Source organism: Candidatus Cytomitobacter primus, from assembly GCF_008189405.1.
In the GTDB taxonomy this organism is placed as follows: Bacteria; Pseudomonadota; Alphaproteobacteria; order CAJXXZ01; family 1604HC; genus Cytomitobacter; species Cytomitobacter primus.
Genome location: NZ_CP043316.1, coordinates 252,285 through 270,180 on the forward strand (window position 1 = coordinate 252,285; position 17,896 = coordinate 270,180).

Genomic DNA, 17,896 nt, shown 5'->3' on the forward strand with positions numbered 1-17,896 from the left:
GTATATATTGTATAGAGTTGAATGTTTAAAATCAAAGTAATACAATCTAGGTAAGTGAATAAATTAATGCTAATAGATTCTAAAGATGAATCTAACATACAAATAGCAATTACAGAAAATGAGCGGTTAGTAAACTTCTTTTTTGAGTCTAATGAGAATGAATCAATTGTCAGAAATGTATATTTAGGGATTGTAGATCATGTGGAAAATTCATTACAAGCTTATTTTATAAATTATGGTGGTAATAAAAATGGATTTTTGTCTTTCTCAGCATCAAAAGAAAATTTAATTAAAGGGCAATATATAATTGTACAAATTGTTAAAGATGAAAAAGAAAATAAAGGTGCAATGTTAACTACTTTTATTGAAATTAAAAGTATGTTGATGGTTGGTTTGATGAATCAAAATAAAGGGTGCTCTGTTTCTAAGAAAATATCTGCAAAAACAGATAGAGAATTGATTAAATCATGGTATGAAAGATTAGATTCTCATATTGATAGTCACATTATTTTCCGTCATTCAGTAATGAATAAAGAATATAGTCAGGTTGAAAATGATATTAAAAACATTAACCAAACAATGGAATATATCACTAATGCTGCGAAAGAAAAAACAGTTCGTCTTATATTGAAAGCTCCTTCGATGATAGAAAAAATAATTACAGATTACTATAAACCAGATACACAGATATATGTTGAAGGAGATATTCAGGGTAATATTCCACAATATATGTCAGAATATGCAAATAAACATAATGAAATAGAATCAATTTTTAAATTTCATAATATTGAAAACCAAATTGAGTCTATTTTTTGTGAAAGAGTGAATCTGCCATCAGGTGGTTATATAATTATACAGCATACTGAAGCGTTGACTTCTATAGATGTTAACTCTGGAGTTTGTAAAAAGGAAAGCTCTATCGATAAAACAGCTTTGCTAACTAATATGGAAGCAGCAGTAGAAATCACAAAACAATTGCAATTACGAGATATTGGTGGTTTGATCGTAATTGATTTTATTGATATGTACCAAAAAGAATATATGGAATTAGTCACAAAAAAAATTGCAAAAAACATGGAAAATGATAAAGCTAAGTATAATTTAGGAGAATTAGATAGATTTTGCTTGTTTACTATCTCACGACAACAGTTACGTAGGAATAGTTTTATATCAATGCACAGGAAGTGTTTGCACTGTGAAGGTATTGGGTTTGTTAAAAAAGATTCAGTCTGGTCATCATTTGTTTTAAGACAAGTTGCACATTTAATTAAAGAAGATTATGTGGAAAAGGTAATGATCAAGTGTGATTCAAACCTAGCATATTATATTTTGAACCATAAAAGAGACATGCTATACAATATGGAGAATGAATATAATAAAGTAGTGCAATTCGAATTTGTACAGAATAATGTACCATGTATTTTTTATGAACAAGATAATATATTGCATGAGCATATGATTGATAATATTAAACAACAAACTCATGATGGAATATTCAAATTGCCAAGCGAAGCTGAAGATATTAAAACAAGTAATTACAAAACTCCGTATACTAGGTATAAATCAGAAGATAAATATGTAGAAGAAAATAAGCATGCATCAGAAAACAAATATATATCAGAGAATTTAGCAAATGATAATCAATCTACGCAATATGTAAAAGGTAAAAGTTCTGATTTTGATTATGAAAAAGATATTCGTTTAAGAATGAAAATTCATGATTCATCATGTTATAATATAGAATTAAATAAATCATTTACTAATATCAATCCTATTAGTGTCGATGGGAAAGTAGTTGGATATCTATGAATGAGTCTATTGGCAAATCTATCAGCAGTCACCCTACTTTTGGTGTAAAGTCTTTATCAATCTCAATTAAGAAAATGTTAGAATCTTCTTATAGTAAAATTTATATCAAAGGTCAGATTAGTCAGCCAAAACGTATGAATCATTTATATTTTTCATTAAAAGAAGAAGATGCAGTGATAGATTGTGTGGCTTGGGCAAATGTCAAGTTACCTTTTGAGCCGCAGCATGATATGGAAATTATTTGCTGTGGTAGGATATCAAGTTATCCAGGTAGATCAAAATATCAAGTTATAGTTTTATCAATTGAGCATATTGGAGATTCACAGGTTTTAGAAAAGCGTAAATTAGCATTACAAAAAGAAGGATTATTTGATCCAGCTCGAAAATTAAAATTACCAAAATATCCAAGAAAAATTGGAATAATCACATCTCCAGTCGGTGCAGTTTTACATGATATGCTACATAGATTACGAGATAGATATCCATGTGAAATATTATTTTATCCTGTCTCTGTACAAGGGGCAGGTACGGCTTCAAGTGTAGTTTCCGCTATAAATTATTTTAATTCATTTGCAAATGAATGCAAAAATGAGTATAAAATACAAGAAATAGAGCAAAAAATGGAGAGTGATAATGCTGTTGAAAATAATACTGAAAATGTTGAAAAAGATATTCAAGAAAATAAGAAAAATATTCAAGAAATTGAAATTAGTAAATTTGATGATCAGCGTAATCAAAAAAATCATAAAGTTGATTTGATTATTGTTGCAAGAGGTGGTGGAAGCTTTGAAGATCTATGGGGATTTCAAGATGAGGAATTAGTACGTGTCATTGCACATACAAAAATTCCATTAATCACAGCAATTGGGCATGAAACTGATACTACTTTGTCTGATTATGCATCATCATGTAGAGCCCCTACCCCTACTGCTGCTATAGAACTAGCTTTTCCTGATCGTAAAGAATTATGTACAAAATTAAATAATTATGACTCTAAAATCAAAGGGTCTACATTGTTTTACATAGAAAACAGATTTAAGAATAAGCTTGTAAATCTCAAAATAAAATCACCAAAGGAAATTATTTTACCTATTAAGCAGAGTTTGCAATCGCAAATTATGAGAAAAGATTATGCATATAGCAAATATTGGAATGAAAAACATAATATAATTAATTCTGTAGAAAAATGTAAATTAAATATACAACCATTACAGCAAGATTTAATATATAGGTTAAATAGAATTAATGAGAAGTATAAGCAATTCATGATAGAAAAAAAGAATCAAATGCATAAACTAATTGATACAATGAAAAATATATCATATGAAGATACATTGAAAAGAGGTTTTTGTAGAGCTACTATAGATGGGAAATTGATAAAGTACAAAGCAGATGCTCCAGAGAAATTTGAAGTTGAATTTCAGGATGGATCATTATTAGTACAAAAAATATATAACAGTTAAATATAGTAGAAATGCATCCTAATAATAATTGAAGTAGAAAACATATATTTATACTTTAATGTATGCTGACCCAATTGATTAAGTTGATGAATTGATATGATTAAGCAATATATGGTGAAAATCTCTAAACAGTAATAGTGAAAATAGTTTAAAAACTGTTATACTGATCTGGCAAAACATAAAATTTACTATTAATATATCAACAATTAGCATTTGTATATTATAATAAAATTAATGTTTTTAGAATTAGTGCATAGTTATGGGTATTGGATAGTGTTGTTTGGATCTATGATTGAAGGTGAGTCTATTGTGTTGACAGCAGGAATGTTATCAGCTCATGGAATTCTCTCATTTTATAAGATTTGTATTCTCTCATTCATAGGTACATGTATTGCAGACCAACTTTTATATAATTTCGGATATTACATTGGTCCTGGATTTTTAGAAAAATGGAAAGTAAGCAGAAAACTATTCCATAAGTTAAAGCCCATTGCAATCAAATACCAAAATGCTTATATTCTATCCTTTAGATTTATTTATGGTATTAGGATTATAAGCCCTATATTAATTGGCATTATTAAAATTGACCCAAGAAAATATATGATTTTAAATGTGATAGCCTCTTTGATTTGGGCAGTTGTAAGTTGTGCCATTGGTTACCTGATTGGATCATTTACTAAAACATTAGATTTTAATTTGAAATATCTGATGATTTCTGGTACTGCTCTGATTATTATTTTAATTCTGATTTCTAAATGTATTTCTAGTTATATATTACGAAAAAATCATATTAATAATTGATTGTTTTGCATAGGGTGTATTAATCTTTTTTGCTGTTTTTCATACTAATTTTAAGAATGCCTTTTGATATTTGTAAGTAAATGTTAGCGTTATATTGTGTTAAATGAATTTTTCAATCCGGAACAAATAAAAAAATTAGATTATTATAAAGACATGTTGCATAAATGGCATGATAAATTACATTTGGTTAGCGATAAAGCTTTAGCAGATCTCGATACACATATTTTAGATTGCGCATATTTATGGCCTTTTATTAAAGATGATCCAACAATAGTTGATGTTGGGTCTGGTAATGGATTTCCTGGAGCAGTTTTAAGTATAATGGGAGCTAAAGGTATTTTAGTTGATTCTCATAAGAAGAAAGTTGTATTTCTGAATGAATTAGTGAATGATCTAAATTTAGAGCTTGAAGTAATTCCACATTCAATTAGGAACTTACGCTCAGTTAGAGAAACATGGATTATAGCAAAAGGATTTGGTCCATTAGAGAAGTGCTTGAGCGCTACATCAAAATTATGGCGAAGAAATAAAAAAGGATTGTTTATCAAATCTGATAGTGTTCAAGAAGAAATTGATTTTGCATTAGCAAATGGATGGAAATTTGACTATAATATATGCAAAAGGTATATGCAAGGGACAATTGTAAGAATTGAAAATGTCAGAAGTTAAAATTTTATCAGTAACAAATCAAAAAGGTGGAGTTGGAAAAACGACTACATGCGTGAATTTATCAACTGCTTTAGCAGCGCTTGGTAAAAAAGTATTGTTGATTGATATGGATGCGCAAGGCAATGCAACTACAGCTTTAAGCGTAGATAAAGATAGTGATAATAATAGTTATGATCTTTTAGTTGGAAGTGTTAAGCATTCTGAAGAATTTGCCCCAAATCACATTGAAACATTTATTCCAAATTTGTATTGTATTCCAAGTAGTAAGAATTTATCTGCATTAGATATAGAGTTAGCTAATACAGAGAATAGAGAATATATTCTCAAACATTCACTTGAAAATATCAAAGATAATTATGATTATATTTTTATTGATTGTCCACCAGCATTGAATATGATTACACTAAATGCATTTGTAGCATCAAATTCTTTGATTATTCCTGTGCAATGTGAATTTTATTCATTGGAAGGTATAGCTCAGCTATTAGAAACTATTCATGCTGTACAAAGTCAATTAAATAAAGACTTGAAAATTGAAGGAATTCTGATGACTATGTTCGATAAAAGAAATATTTTAGCTAATAATGTTTTGAAAGATGTGAAAGAGCATTTCGGAGATTATTTATATGATACGATTATCCCAAGAAATGTACGATTATCGGAAGCTCCATCATTTGGGAAACCTGTTATAATGTATGATATAAATTGCTCAGGATCTCAAGCATATTTGCAATTGGCAAAGGAATTTTTAGAGAGATAAAATGAATGTACCTGGAGAATTAAAATGAATAGAGTTGAAAGTACAAAATCTGAGGAAACCAAATGAACAAATTACGTATGGGGAAAGGTTTAGAATCATTATTAAAAAAGAAAAGTAATTCATTAGAAGATTTTCAGGAAATTGATATCACCCAAATAGAAGCAAGTGAAATGCAGACTAGAGTGCATTTTAATCAAAGAAAAATTGAAGAGTTAGCAGAAACAATTAAAGCAAATGGTGTATTGCAGCCAATTACTGTTTATAAAGAGAATGGAAAATTCAAAATTATATCAGGAGAAAGAAGGTTTCGTGCATCTAAAATTGCTGGATTGAATGTTATACCAGCTAGAATAGTAAATTGGGAGAAAGAAAAAATTCTAAATGCTAATATTTTGGAGAATATTCAACGTGATCAATTGAATGGTGTTGAGGAAGCAAATGCGTATAAGCGATTTATGGAAGAATATAATTTGACACAAGAAGAAATATCTAAAAAAGTAGGAAAAAGTAGAAGTCATATTGCGAATTTATTAAGATTATTGAAGCTTCCTATAGAAGTGCAAAGTTTAATCATAAATGGAGATCTGACAATTGGACATGGAAAAGCATTATTACAAAAAAATATAGATAGTAGCAAAAATATTGATTATGATCAAATAATTCAAGATGCAAATCGTATTGTAGAAGAAAAAGGCTCAGTTAAAGATATTGAATCAAAAAGAAAGCATATAATTCAAAAATCTATAACAAAATCGATAAAGGGAGTGAAAATAATAGGGGGAGATAATGGTGATTCTCAACATTCTTCAAAAAGCAAATCTGCCCAAGAGAAGAATGTAATACCTTCCAATGTAAATGAGTCAGAATATTCTTGGATAGCAGAAAATTTATCTCAAAATATAGGATTTAATGTCAATATTACTAAAAATGGGAAAGATGGTGATTTAATCATACACTTCAATAATGATATTGAACTTGATGAATTGCTGAGTATTTTTAGCAGGCTAAGCAAAAAATCATAAAATCTCAAATTCATATAGAGGTATATGTAGTATAATAATTTATCTTTGTCAGGTATGACATATATTTATTTTAATTCATCAGCTTCACTATTTATACTTAAATATATTTTATATGTTTTGATTTGGTAGCTTCCTATGATATTTAGTTTTTTGAAATTCTTGTCTGCGTGCCCGGAGGGTTTTAACTATTCATTTCATTCATAGTCTTAATCCCTCCTATGATATTTAGTTTTTTGAAATTCTTGTCTGCGTGCCCGGAGGGATTTGAACCCACGGCCTCAAGATTAGGAGTCCTGCGCTCTGTCCTGCTGAGCTACGGGCACACATATACTTAAATATCATAAATTTGCCATAAATACTATGCATAGTATGTTTGATTAATCTTCTTATTTAAATTTACCCCCATTTGTATATAATGTAATTATGGATTTATTAAATCAATTTATAATCAAGCCCATTATTCCAATCAAAGTATTTGGGTTAGATGTATCTTTTACAAATTCTGCATTATTCATGTTGTTTGCACTTTTAGCATCAAGTGTTGTTTTCTCATTTAATAGAAATAAGTTAAATTTAATTCCAAATTATTTTCAAATTTTCACTGAAATGATATATAATTTTATATCTTCATTAGTTGAGCAATACTTAAAAAAAGAAGCTAAAGCATATGTGCCATTTTTTATGTCTTTATTTATATTTATAATTTTAGGGAATTTATTTGGATTGCTACCAAATTCATTTACATTTACTAGTCATCTTATGACAACATTTATGTTAGCACTATATGTGTTTTTACTGTCTATTATTGTTGGGTTTAGGAAGCATGGGTTGAGGCTTTTCACACTTTTCACACCAAAAGGAATTCCAACAGCAATTGTGCCATTAATATTCTTAATTGAATTTGCATTGTTTTTTGTGAAGCCAGTTGTAATGGCGTTACGTTTATGCGTGAATATGATTGCAGGGCATATAGTTTTAAAAGTGATTTTGCATTATTCAGTCACACTAGGATTGATTAAATTTATTCCTATTTTAGGGTATTCAGCAATATTGCTTTTTGAGCTTGCAATTGCAATTTTTCAGGCATATATTTTTGTGCTGCTTTCTTGTATTTCTTTAAAAGATGTTTTATACTTACACTAATTATGAGTGTTAAAATGTTTGCAGCAGCAATAGCTTTGTTGCCATTAATAGGTGTTTCATTAGGGTTGTCTAGACTTTTTTCATCTTTATTTTCAGCAATAAGTAATAATCCTGTAGCTAAAGATAGCATGAGTACTCTAGCTTTTGTTGGTGCTGGTTTGTTAGAATCTTTGGCATTATTATCTTTTATTATAGCTATACTTATAGTTTCTACTTGAGGATATTATGGCGCTAATCCCTCAAATAGATATATATTGGTTTGTTAGTCAAATATTTTGGGTTTCTATTAGTTTTTCTGTATTAATTGTTTTGATGTATATGTTTTTTGTACCATCAATAATGAACTCTATGATAAAAAGGAATTCTCATATTAAAGATTTACAAAATAAAATTGAAGAGTTGAACGATGATATCACTGTGAGTCAGAATATTATCAAAAAGTACCAGTATAAAATGGACACTTTAATTGATGAAAACTTAGTGAAAATTAGCAATGAATTTGATACCAAATATAAAGAAATTATAAAAAGCAGAAATATAGAAAATGAAATCAGAATGAAGAAGCATACTGATGATTTAGATAAATGGGGAGTTGAATTTACAAATCAATTAAAGCCAGAGATTGCTAAAATTGCATTGAAAGTAGTTCAAAAAATATGTCAGTAAAATTTTTATATGAATTAATATCTTTTATAATAGCGGGAGTCATCTTTAAAAAATTTGCTTTTCCTCATATTATGCGATTTATTTCTGAATATAAAAATGCAATTGTAAACCAGATGAGTGATTTAGAGTTTCAAATTCATGAAAAATCTGTAATTTATAAAGATTTGCATTTAGATCAATTATATATGGAAAAAGAATATGAGAATTTTGAGAAAAATATGGAAAAAAAACTAAACGCATATGAAAAACAGCTGACAGATAAGTATGATATGATGATTGCAGATAGGGAAAATATATTGTTTTCAGATGTTGAAAATGCAACTCAAAAATATGAATTAAAGATTCAAAAGCTATCTATTGATATGCTATATTCAGAAATAGAAAAACAAATAAAGAACTCTGCAAAACATTCAGAGGAAATTCTACATAACTTATGCAGAATTGATATGAAATATTTATTATTTAATAAAAAAGCATGAATGTATTATAATATAAAGCTTAAATATTTATGTTTTACAATTTCAATAAATAGTTTTGATCAATCACTTTGTTAATATGTTTAGATGAACGATGCGCTTGCGCTTTTATTATTTTATATTAAAATATCACTTCCAATTTGATATTTTAATAAACATTTATATTATTAGTTTAATTAATACATATTTTATTAATATATGTTGTTTAATTGCATTTATAAGATAGCAATTATTTAATATATGAGTTTATTCCTAATTTTATCTGCAGTGAAAGTGAAGTGTATTCTAGCCATTATATGATTTATAGAATAGCATAATTTGAAGTGCACCTAACAATTAAGTGACTATAAAGATATTTTTTTGTATAATAATAGTATTAAGTCTTAAGCTGTTTTGATCTAATGCAATGATAGTTTGTTATTGGTTATATAATTTTTACTATGTTTGATATTTAATTATTGCTTCCATGATTAGTTACTATAATATCTTGTAGATTGGTAGGTGAGATTTTTCCTAACTTTCATTTTCATACTTTTGTAACAAACCATTGAAGTAAGTTTTTGTTTTTTTTAAACTATTAACATTGATAAAAAAATCATGTACTGCAATAGAACTTATAAATAATTTCTTATGAGAAAAATGATAAGCAATTTAAACCACTATATTGCTTTATAAGAAAAAAATATGAAGAGTACATTTAATATAAAGTATTAAAATACATAATGCTTAATAGAAGGATTATAAAATGAATAAATATACAGATAATTAATGGGAATACTATTATTTATCTTGTAAAAAATCTGGAGCCTTTTCATTTTTTACTGATATTTCATCATCTTTTGTTTCTTTTTTTGACCATATTTTTGACCATATACTCTTTTGTTTTGTATTTTGTTGTTGAGTGTCTTCTTTGGTATATGTAGGTTTAAATTCATTGTTTGGCTCATTCAAGTTATGTTGTGATCCAACAAAAAGAGAATCTTGATAATGTACATTGACATTTTCATTGCTGAATTTTATATTTTCACTTTTGATTTCATATTCATTTTTTTTACTTGTACCAAAAATAAATATCCTAATCGCATCATCCATATCATTTTCGAATGTTGCTCCAAGAATAATATGTGCATCACTTGAAATTTCTTCATTTATTTTTTGTGTTGCATCAGAAACATCATCCATACTTAAGTTAATACCACCTGTAATACAAACTAATACATGATCTACATTCTTCCAAGAAAAATCTCCGAAATCTAATAGTAAGTTAGACATTGCAGTAGCTGCAGCTTTTGCTCCTTTATTTTCTCCAGATGCAATGCCACTTCCCATCATAGCTTTATTTCTTCTATCTTTTATAACAGTTGATAAGTCAGCAAAATCCACATTAATTAATCCAGGATTTTTAATGATATTCACTACACTACCAATACAGTCAGCTAAGAATTTATCTGCAATTCCAAAAGCATCCATAAATGGAGTGTTCCCTGTTGTAATGCTATGTAGATTTTGGTTTGCAACTATTACTAATGTATCAACATTGCTTTGAAGCTCTTCAATACCTTTTTCCGCAGTTTTTATTCTGAAAGATCCTTCGAAATCAAATGGTTTGGTAACCACTGCAAGGGTTAGTATGCCAGCTGCTTTAGTCGCTTCTGCAATTATTGGTGCTGCCCCAGTTCCAGTTCCACCACCCATTCCAGCAGTAATTATAACCATATTTGTACCATCTAAAAATTCCATCACAGAATCTAAGCTTTCCTCTGCAGCTTTTTTACCACATTCAGGCTTTGATCCAGCTCCTAATCCTTGAGCAGATTTTACTCCAAGTTGTATCTTTTTTGCACATGGTGATTCATTTAATGCTTGAATATCAGTATTGCATACAGCAAATTCAATGTCGAAAGACTCATTCAAATCTTTTGATGCTATACCAGATAAATCACTATCTTTGATAGATTCATCTTTAGCGCTAAGCATATTATTTAATTGTTGCTTTACAGAATCTTTAGCAGATTTGTTTTGGATCATATTGTTGACAGCATTACACCCTGCTCCACCAACCCCTAACACAACAATTCTAAGGTTCATATTTTTTTTCATCATTTCTCCATTAACCACTTCTTAATCATATCATAAATTTTTTTTAACCCAAGTAAAATATAATGATAAAATTTATAAGAATGATTTGGATTCTTTTTCTGTGTTTGTGTCTTGTTTATGTATGATTGAATACTACGCATGTTTAAATTAGTAATATTAGAATTATTAAATAGATAAATATTCTGTTGAAAGTACTTTTTCAATAAAACTTCTATACTTGATATTTCTGCAAATTCACCTATGAAAAACAACCTATTATTTTCATCAACCTTATTTTCAAGCTGATTCTTTAAATTAGAAATTAATTTTTTAATAGATGGTAATGTTTTTTGATTTATTTCGTATTGTGAAATTGTGTTTTCTGATTCAGTTCGCTTATATAGTTTAATATGGTGATTTTTATCATCTTCATTTAAAATACCACTGCAATATTTTTGTCTTAAACTTTTAGCTTGACTAATAGTAATATTAAGTTTGATTGCCATCTCATGATCTATATTATTATATCCATTTGGTATATTTAAAATTTGAATTGGTATATTGTTCTTTATAGAAAATACCATAGTATGATCATTCTTAATATTAATTATGGTTGAACCTAATTTCTTTTCATCAAAATCTAATATAGAATCTATTAATTCATAATCATGTATACTATAATCAATGACTTTTAAGTATAAATTAGAAAATATAGTGTTGAAATTTTTAATCATATTGGTTGGAATATAGAAAGTAGACCATGTTATTTCGCAAATTTTCCCATACATTCCTATAGGATTATCTAGTTTTTGATTATCTAGTTTGATTGTACATGGGAAATATTTTATCAGATAAAGTTCATTTTTTTCACAGATTTTATATAATTGATGTATCATTTTTTGCATATGTTCTTTTGAGAATGCTGATTTCATTTTGATTTTAGTAGAAAAATAAGTGATTTGTATTTGTTCTGATGGTAATAGTATAACAGTATCTTTTAATTTTACTTTAATATTATGTTCTAAATTTTTAACTAAATCATATATGCATTTTTGAAACTTATAAAAGTCACTAATGTTTCCATTGCTAAACCCATTTAGATCTATTGTATTGGTTGCTATTTTTTTGTTCAATTCATTAACAACGCACCCTATAATATTTTCATCTGAAATCTTTAAAATAAACCTATACATTTTCCTGAATTATAGCATGATTAATCAATGAAATTAAGCAATCTATTATAAAATGTTATAAAATGTTATAAAATTTAAAATATATGTAGAGTATAGTATATAGAGGGTAAAATTACTTTATAGTTTTATTGTTGAATATTTTCATATCTAACCAATTGATAGTATTTTTACTGTTAATAATAAATCTATTTTATTACTGCATTTATTTGTATTAATATCGTTAATATTATTAACATGTAGTTTATATTTAAATTTAGAAAAAGCATCTAAGTTTGATTTTATACCTGAAATTTAGGAAAAGTATCTAAGTTTAATAATAGTTTTTTGAAAATTTCCCTTAATTGCATGATATTTTGGATAGTGGTTTTTTCTCCTGTTTGGTGAGCTTCAGACTCTTCTAACCCTATTTCTACGACAGGACCTAACTTTGTTAAAAATCTACCATCACTAGTAGCTCCAGAAGCATTAAAGTTCACAGGATTATTTGTGATATCTTGAATGTTTTTATCTAACCAATTTATAATGTTTTTATCATTAATAATAAATGGCTCTCCATGCAATTTCCATGTTATCGAATATTTCACTTTATATTTTGTACATATTCTTTCAATTTTTTCAGATAATATTTTGATTATATCTTCACCCTTATAATTTGAATTAAATCTTGTTCCAAAACCAATTTCTACGCTTCCAGGAATAACATTTTCTACAGGATTTGGTGTGTTTATACTTGTTATTTGTACTCTTGTGGCTTCAAAATACTGATTAGATTCTCCAATAGATTTATTGTTAAATTCGCTAATTAAGTCTTCAAGAGGGTTAATTGCACTATTTGCAAATTCTGGATATGCAATATGACCCTTTGATCCCTCTAAACTTAGAACTGCAGTAACACTTCCTCTTCTTCCAATTTTGACAGAATCTCCAGCAATAGAATTACAGGTTGGTTCTCCTAATATAAACAAATCAATTTGCTCATTTTTGATTTTCCCTTCTTCTATATATCGTTTTATGCCATCAGTTGCATCGCCTTCTTCATCTGTAGTTAGAAGTAAGCTTATACTTCCGTTTATTTCATCTATATGGTTTTGTAAAATCGATAAGAAGCAGCCTATCGATCCTTTCATATCTACAATTCCTAAACCAGAAATTTCATCACCATTTCTAGTTAGTTGGTTTGGATCATTTGCCCATAGATTTCCAGGTGGAACTGTATCAATATGGCCACCAAAGCAAATATGTGGTCCAGGCTTCTCCAATTTTGCGAACATATTATACACTGGGCCATATTTTACAATTTCAGTATCAAAGTTTAATGATTTTAACATTGATTCAATATACCTCAAACAATCTAAACCTAAAGGAGTTATAGATTGATATTTAACTAATTGTGCTATTATTTGTAATGTATTTTCCACATTTTATGTAATAACACTTAATAATACGTTATGCAATAATGCCTTTATGTTTATATCAGTATATATGAATTGGTGTGGGTTTATATGAAGCCTATATGAAGCTCACGCTCTAAGTCTTTGACATGCTTACTTTGTACGCAGATCCATGAATATGATTCCATACATGAATAAATTGATGAATATTTTTTTGCAATTTGAATAAAGTTTTCTTTTATGATTTTTTGAGGATGTATTAACGTGATTTTAATATGTTTAGGGTTTTGTATCTTTGCATCGCATATTTCTAGGTAGTTTTGTAATTCTTTTTGATTTGAGAAAAGGCACCATTTCTGGTCATAAGATATGAATGCATGACCATTAGGTATAGGGTTGTTTTGATTTAAAATTGTGAGAAATGCTCTTTGTTTTGTAATAATATTTTGATTTGATGGTGAGTTAGATATAGTAGTGCCATTTGCTTTAGTAAATGCAGATTGTATGAATATTTTTACATTATGTTTTTTTGCATACTTTACAGCACGGTGATAAATAACTTGTGCTCCATGTTCTGATGCAATTTGCATATTATCATAGCTAAGTTGATTGATTTTTTGACCAGGGTTTGAGTTAGGATCACATGTAAAAACACCATCAACACTTTTGTAAATATAGCAATGAGCATTAAATTGATCTGCAAGTGCTACCGCAGTAAGGTCGGACCCTTCTTTACCTAAAGTTGTAATATTATTTGCTGGAGAAACCCCTTGAAATCCAGTGATTATTGGTATTGTTTGGTTTTGGATTAAAGAATTTATATAATTTTTTGATAATTTTTCAATTTTAGCAGATCCATGGTTGCTGTTAGTAATCATTGGCATTTGCCATCCACATACTGGTTGTGATTTGTAATTTTTAGCATTTAAACTTAAAGATAGCATTCCAGCACTAACCATTTCTCCAGTAGATAATATGAGATCTGTTGCAATATTAGATTGTATAGTAGTTGATTTTATTGAATTAGCATGTTGATTATATTGTGACATGATTGGATTTGCGCTATCAACTAAACTAGTGGGCTGTGATGTGATTTTAGATATTAAATTTGATAAATTTTGTGTTGTATCTCCCATAGCTGATACCACAACTATAGGAAAATAATCATTAAACTTAGAAATAATTTTATTTGCACAATTATTTATTTTATTAATGTCAGATAGTGTTGACCCTCCGAATTTCATAACTATATATTTATGCATGTACTTCTAAATTACCTATAATTATATGGTAAATCAAATAAATATGAAAATAAATATGATTTTGGTTTTTATTTGCTGAATTGTTGAGAGTTATTGAATTTATTATGGATTAAATGAGTATATTTATGATATATGATATATGAGATTTATGATTAATGTTTAAGTATGATTGCACATTAAATAAGCATTGCTAGATCAGATAGAAAGTTGAAGTAGTATTGAAGTTAGGTAGAGTTATATTGATTATATGATGAACTTGCATGAAATTATATTATATTACTACTGTTTGATTGTTCATTTATTCATGGTAGTCGTTTGATTTATCAGGGCGTGATCCAAATTCAAATACATATGCATCTTTTAAGCATGATCCAAATATTCCAGCTGCAGTTGAAAGAATACAAATCATTTCAGATGATAAGTTAGAAATCACACTTAAGATAGTCAAGCAGAATGATAGGCCAAAAAATGCTAAGAATAGCATTAAATGTTTCCTTCTTTTTTCTTTTTTATGTAGTAGTATATTCCTTTTACGTGCATTTTTCCTATCTTTATGATGTATATCTTCTTTCATAATACTTTCAATAGTTTTTTTGAGTATTATATTTACATGCTGTTCTCCAGTCAATTTATGTATGAATGAAGATTTATCTGAATTTTTTATAAATTTCATGAAATCTGATATTGTTGAGAAAAAGAATTTTTGTCCTGTCTGCTTTTTTGAAAAAAATCCCCATATAAATGAAAAAACAGATCTAATAAATTGAAATAATTTGATTGATATATTGATCATAGTAGCAATATGACCGTAATTTCAGATTGTTGTGGCTCATCTAATTCAATGGTATCAAAAGTATCTAAAATACTCATATGCCCTCCTTTCTATATAGTTCAAAGCATAATTTTTTACTTTGTTTGTTATAATTTGCTGTATTTATAATTTGTATTCCTGTTTCTTGATTGTTGTTTTTTATATATTGCACTTTCATTTTGTTCGCATCTAATTCAATTTCATTTTGATCATAGTTTCTTTGTAGAACAAAATTCTCATAATGCTCTATGGATGTTAGATTAATATATTGCTCTGCGAAATACTGCTTATCATCCATGGTATATCCACTTATTTCAGATTGTATAGGCTGCTTAGGTTCAGAAAAGTACAATATAAATTTAATTTCTTTCTTATCATATTGAAATATCTTTTCATAAGAGAAAACGTGAGCATATCTCATTTGGTTATTTATGTCTATAAATTGAACTTTATCCATAACTTCGATGAAAGCCCAATATTCCCAAGGTCCAGTTACTGATACCATATAATCATATGCATTTTTTTTGATATAACAATTAAGGATCTTTAGTAGCTGCTTAAATATATTTTGGCCAATTTCACTATTAAATAAAGTATCATTTAATCCATTATTATTTGCCAATGCAATTTGTGAGTAGTGTTTAACCCAATATTCATCATTGCCATTTTTATCAGAATAATGAGTTTGTATACATTCATATACTACATTGTTTTTATTTACTTTATCATATAGTTCATAATAGGTATTTTGCTTCCATTTATTATATTGTGGAATATATTGATCACCCTTTAAATGGATATCAAATTTTTTTATATTTTGTATATGGGTGCTTATTTCCCACGTTTCAGATTTTTTGATTTTCTCTATTGTTCTTAATATATATTCTTCTTTATCTGCCAATACGATTGATTGATCTACAATATATTTACCTATTTTATTATTTTTCTTTGGCAAATTATTTCTGATATTTTGCATTATTTGATCAGTCATATATGGCATGCACTTGATTATGTCTATAAATTGCGGCTTATATTTAGTCCAGTGAATATTAATATTACATTTTGAAGTTTGTGTTTTGTTAGGTAATATATATTCTTTGGTATATATAGTATTATTCACCACACTTGTTTGATAATTAGTATCATTATGTTTATTTATGTTAAATACTTGCATTACAGAATTAAATCTTAATATATCATTTAATGGTTTTTTTTCAGGGTTGAAAACCTCGTTGATTGGATCTAATTCAAATTCTTTTTTTATTTTGTCCTGATTAGGCTCTGATATAGCAGTAAATATTACACAGTTTTCAGTGATTTTTTTATTCAGAATTTTCCCAATAAATATGATATTGTTTTTATATATAAGATGGCAGTATCTTAATAAGTTTATTTCTTCAATATTGCGTATATATATAATAATAACTGCTTGAGATTTATTATTTACATTTTGTGATATTTTGATAGATTTAATTTGAAACGTACTTTCTTGTGCTGTATGGTTACTTATGCTGTGAAGATTAGTTTCATTTTTAATCCCAAGAAAAGTTATCTTCATACTTCTTCCAACTGTAATTGCCAAACTGAATTTAAGTTTTTTGTTTCAAATGTTAGGTTTGTTGCTACTACTTCTAATAATGGCCTATAGCTTATTTCTCCATCTTCTAATTGGTGAATGTGATTTATGAGGCTAAATGGAATTATTTCTCCTTCAGTTGGTTGGAAAAACAGAGAATTAGGTACAATTTTATGCTCAACATGTATTGTTTCATCTTTTCTGACGCTTTGGTATATTCTGGTTTCACATTCTAAACATAATATTTCATGCATTTTAATATATGGGGTATACCCTGTTCCATATATAGTAGATTTGTATTTTAATCCAGTACCATATTGTATGATTGCTTCTCCATTTGCACTTCTTCTAATCAGGTTATTGATTTCTAAAGTTTGGTAACAGTTATTTGTGAGAAGGCTTTTACCACTTTGGTCATTTTTATATTTTAAACTTAGCTTCATATATATCCTTTGTTGGTAGTTTTTTAGCAATGATTTTAAATTGTATAGTTGATTTTTTTATATCAATATTACAATATTGGCATCCTTTTATTTTGCATATTGCGCTTTGTAATTTAAGAAAGTCTTCATAATATGTATTGTTGATTTTAAATTTGCGTAATGTTGCATGATAACTTATAGATATTTCTTCATAATCTTCAGCATAATCAGATATTTCAATGTTTAGAGCATTTTGTGCACTATGATTTTCTAATCCTATATATGATGATGGAAATATACTTTGAGCAATATTAATAATAATTTGATTGTATGTTTGTATGTTTTGATTCATG

At 27.6% G+C, this 17,896-nt stretch carries 18 protein-coding genes and 1 tRNA gene; 10 read left to right on the forward strand and 9 right to left on the reverse strand.

All coding sequences use genetic code 11. The features are described from left to right. Positions 1–54 precede the first annotated feature (54 nt). The 6 genes from FZC34_RS01105 (at position 55) to FZC34_RS01130 (ending at position 6,524) form a co-directional block, all read left to right on the forward strand. Positions 55–1,809, forward strand: coding sequence for a ribonuclease E/G (locus FZC34_RS01105; RefSeq protein ID WP_148971621.1), 1,755 nt, complete (start codon positions 55–57; stop codon positions 1,807–1,809). After that, positions 1,806–3,272, forward strand: coding sequence for an exodeoxyribonuclease VII large subunit (locus tag FZC34_RS01110; RefSeq protein WP_148971622.1), 1,467 nt, complete (start codon positions 1,806–1,808; stop codon positions 3,270–3,272). The genes FZC34_RS01105 and FZC34_RS01110 overlap by 4 nt, the downstream gene beginning before the upstream one ends. Positions 3,273–3,506: 234 nt before the next feature. Beyond that, positions 3,507–4,073: a DedA family protein gene (locus tag FZC34_RS01115; protein WP_148971623.1), complete on the forward strand. Its 567-nt coding sequence runs from the start codon at positions 3,507–3,509 to the stop codon at positions 4,071–4,073. A 96-nt stretch (positions 4,074–4,169) separates the two neighbouring features. Then, on the forward strand, positions 4,170–4,742 hold the full coding sequence (locus FZC34_RS01120; RefSeq protein WP_281284193.1) for a 16S rRNA (guanine(527)-N(7))-methyltransferase RsmG: 573 nt from the start codon (positions 4,170–4,172) through the stop codon (positions 4,740–4,742). After that, positions 4,729–5,502, forward strand: a complete 774-nt coding sequence (locus FZC34_RS01125) for a ParA family protein (RefSeq protein WP_148971625.1) — start codon at positions 4,729–4,731, stop codon at positions 5,500–5,502. Before FZC34_RS01120 ends, FZC34_RS01125 begins: the two co-directional genes overlap by 14 nt. 62 nt (positions 5,503–5,564) lie before the next feature. Continuing rightward, entirely contained in the window at positions 5,565–6,524 is a 960-nt protein-coding gene (locus FZC34_RS01130; protein WP_148971626.1) for a ParB/RepB/Spo0J family partition protein, read from the forward strand. Positions 6,525–6,773: 249 nt separating this feature from the next. On the opposite strand, the gene FZC34_RS01135 is transcribed toward FZC34_RS01130, so the two are convergent. Further along, a tRNA-Arg gene (locus tag FZC34_RS01135) sits at positions 6,774–6,847 on the reverse strand. A gap of 100 nt (positions 6,848–6,947) precedes the next feature. On the opposite strand from FZC34_RS01135, the gene FZC34_RS01140 reads away from it, so the two are divergent. The 4 genes from FZC34_RS01140 to FZC34_RS01155 are packed head-to-tail and all read left to right on the forward strand — an operon-like array spanning position 6,948 to position 8,812. Continuing rightward, positions 6,948–7,667 (forward strand): F0F1 ATP synthase subunit A, encoded by a 720-nt coding sequence (locus tag FZC34_RS01140; protein WP_148971627.1) that lies wholly within the window; start codon positions 6,948–6,950, stop codon positions 7,665–7,667. 2 nt (positions 7,668–7,669) lie between these two features. After that, positions 7,670–7,885: a F0F1 ATP synthase subunit C gene (locus FZC34_RS01145; RefSeq protein WP_148971628.1), complete on the forward strand. Its 216-nt coding sequence runs from the start codon at positions 7,670–7,672 to the stop codon at positions 7,883–7,885. Positions 7,886–7,892: 7 nt separating this feature from the next. After that, positions 7,893–8,333, forward strand: a complete 441-nt coding sequence (locus tag FZC34_RS01150) for a F0F1 ATP synthase subunit B family protein (protein ID WP_148971629.1) — start codon at positions 7,893–7,895, stop codon at positions 8,331–8,333. After that, positions 8,324–8,812: a hypothetical protein gene (locus FZC34_RS01155; protein WP_148971630.1), complete on the forward strand. Its 489-nt coding sequence runs from the start codon at positions 8,324–8,326 to the stop codon at positions 8,810–8,812. The genes FZC34_RS01150 and FZC34_RS01155 overlap by 10 nt, the downstream gene beginning before the upstream one ends. Positions 8,813–9,589: 777 nt before the next feature. On the opposite strand, the gene ftsZ is transcribed toward FZC34_RS01155, so the two are convergent. The 8 genes from ftsZ to FZC34_RS01195 form a co-directional block, all read right to left on the reverse strand. Then, positions 9,590–10,909 carry a cell division protein FtsZ gene (gene ftsZ, locus FZC34_RS01160; RefSeq protein WP_187440062.1) on the reverse strand — a complete coding sequence of 440 codons (1,320 nt, stop codon included), beginning with the start codon at positions 10,907–10,909 and terminating at the stop codon, positions 9,590–9,592. Then, a complete protein-coding gene (locus FZC34_RS01165) occupies positions 10,909–12,081 on the reverse strand; it encodes a cell division protein FtsA (protein WP_148971632.1) in 1,173 nt (390 codons plus the stop codon). The genes ftsZ and FZC34_RS01165 overlap by 1 nt, the downstream gene beginning before the upstream one ends. Before the next feature lie 278 nt (positions 12,082–12,359). Further along, positions 12,360–13,499 (reverse strand): succinyl-diaminopimelate desuccinylase, encoded by a 1,140-nt coding sequence (gene dapE / locus FZC34_RS01170; protein WP_148971633.1) that lies wholly within the window; start codon positions 13,497–13,499, stop codon positions 12,360–12,362. Between the two features lie 80 nt (positions 13,500–13,579). Beyond that, positions 13,580–14,716: an aspartate kinase gene (locus FZC34_RS01175; protein WP_187440063.1), complete on the reverse strand. Its 1,137-nt coding sequence runs from the start codon at positions 14,714–14,716 to the stop codon at positions 13,580–13,582. Positions 14,717–15,032: 316 nt separating this feature from the next. Beyond that, positions 15,033–15,527, reverse strand: coding sequence for a hypothetical protein (locus tag FZC34_RS01180; RefSeq protein ID WP_148971635.1), 495 nt, complete (start codon positions 15,525–15,527; stop codon positions 15,033–15,035). Positions 15,528–15,600: 73 nt separating this feature from the next. Then, entirely contained in the window at positions 15,601–17,103 is a 1,503-nt protein-coding gene (locus FZC34_RS01185; RefSeq protein ID WP_148971636.1) for a hypothetical protein, read from the reverse strand. Continuing rightward, positions 17,100–17,564, reverse strand: a complete 465-nt coding sequence (locus tag FZC34_RS01190) for a hypothetical protein (protein WP_148971637.1) — start codon at positions 17,562–17,564, stop codon at positions 17,100–17,102. The genes FZC34_RS01185 and FZC34_RS01190 overlap by 4 nt, the downstream gene beginning before the upstream one ends. Next, positions 17,542–17,895: a hypothetical protein gene (locus FZC34_RS01195; protein WP_148971638.1), complete on the reverse strand. Its 354-nt coding sequence runs from the start codon at positions 17,893–17,895 to the stop codon at positions 17,542–17,544. Before FZC34_RS01195 ends, FZC34_RS01190 begins: the two co-directional genes overlap by 23 nt. Between the last annotated feature and the right edge of the window lies 1 nt (position 17,896).

Excerpts from the sequence above, each read along its gene's own strand:
- FZC34_RS01110 (WP_148971622.1), top strand. The coding sequence starts at position 1,806 with ATGAATGAGTCTATTGGCAAATCTATCAGCAGTCACCCTACTTTTGGT.
- FZC34_RS01115 (WP_148971623.1), top strand. The coding sequence starts at position 3,507 with ATGTTTTTAGAATTAGTGCATAGTTATGGGTATTGGATAGTGTTGTTT.
- FZC34_RS01125 (WP_148971625.1), top strand. The coding sequence starts at position 4,729 with ATGTCAGAAGTTAAAATTTTATCAGTAACAAATCAAAAAGGTGGAGTT.
- FZC34_RS01130 (WP_148971626.1), top strand. The coding sequence starts at position 5,565 with ATGAACAAATTACGTATGGGGAAAGGTTTAGAATCATTATTAAAAAAG.
- FZC34_RS01140 (WP_148971627.1), top strand. The coding sequence starts at position 6,948 with ATGGATTTATTAAATCAATTTATAATCAAGCCCATTATTCCAATCAAA.
- FZC34_RS01145 (WP_148971628.1), top strand. The coding sequence starts at position 7,670 with ATGAGTGTTAAAATGTTTGCAGCAGCAATAGCTTTGTTGCCATTAATA.
- FZC34_RS01150 (WP_148971629.1), top strand. The coding sequence starts at position 7,893 with ATGGCGCTAATCCCTCAAATAGATATATATTGGTTTGTTAGTCAAATA.
- FZC34_RS01155 (WP_148971630.1), top strand. The coding sequence starts at position 8,324 with ATGTCAGTAAAATTTTTATATGAATTAATATCTTTTATAATAGCGGGA.
- ftsZ (WP_187440062.1), bottom strand. The coding sequence starts at position 10,909 with ATGAAAAAAAATATGAACCTTAGAATTGTTGTGTTAGGGGTTGGTGGA.
- FZC34_RS01165 (WP_148971632.1), bottom strand. The coding sequence starts at position 12,081 with ATGTATAGGTTTATTTTAAAGATTTCAGATGAAAATATTATAGGGTGC.
- FZC34_RS01175 (WP_187440063.1), bottom strand. The coding sequence starts at position 14,716 with ATGAAATTCGGAGGGTCAACACTATCTGACATTAATAAAATAAATAAT.
- FZC34_RS01180 (WP_148971635.1), bottom strand. The coding sequence starts at position 15,527 with ATGATCAATATATCAATCAAATTATTTCAATTTATTAGATCTGTTTTT.
- FZC34_RS01185 (WP_148971636.1), bottom strand. The coding sequence starts at position 17,103 with ATGAAGATAACTTTTCTTGGGATTAAAAATGAAACTAATCTTCACAGC.
- FZC34_RS01190 (WP_148971637.1), bottom strand. The coding sequence starts at position 17,564 with ATGAAGCTAAGTTTAAAATATAAAAATGACCAAAGTGGTAAAAGCCTT.
- FZC34_RS01195 (WP_148971638.1), bottom strand. The coding sequence starts at position 17,895 with ATGAATCAAAACATACAAACATACAATCAAATTATTATTAATATTGCT.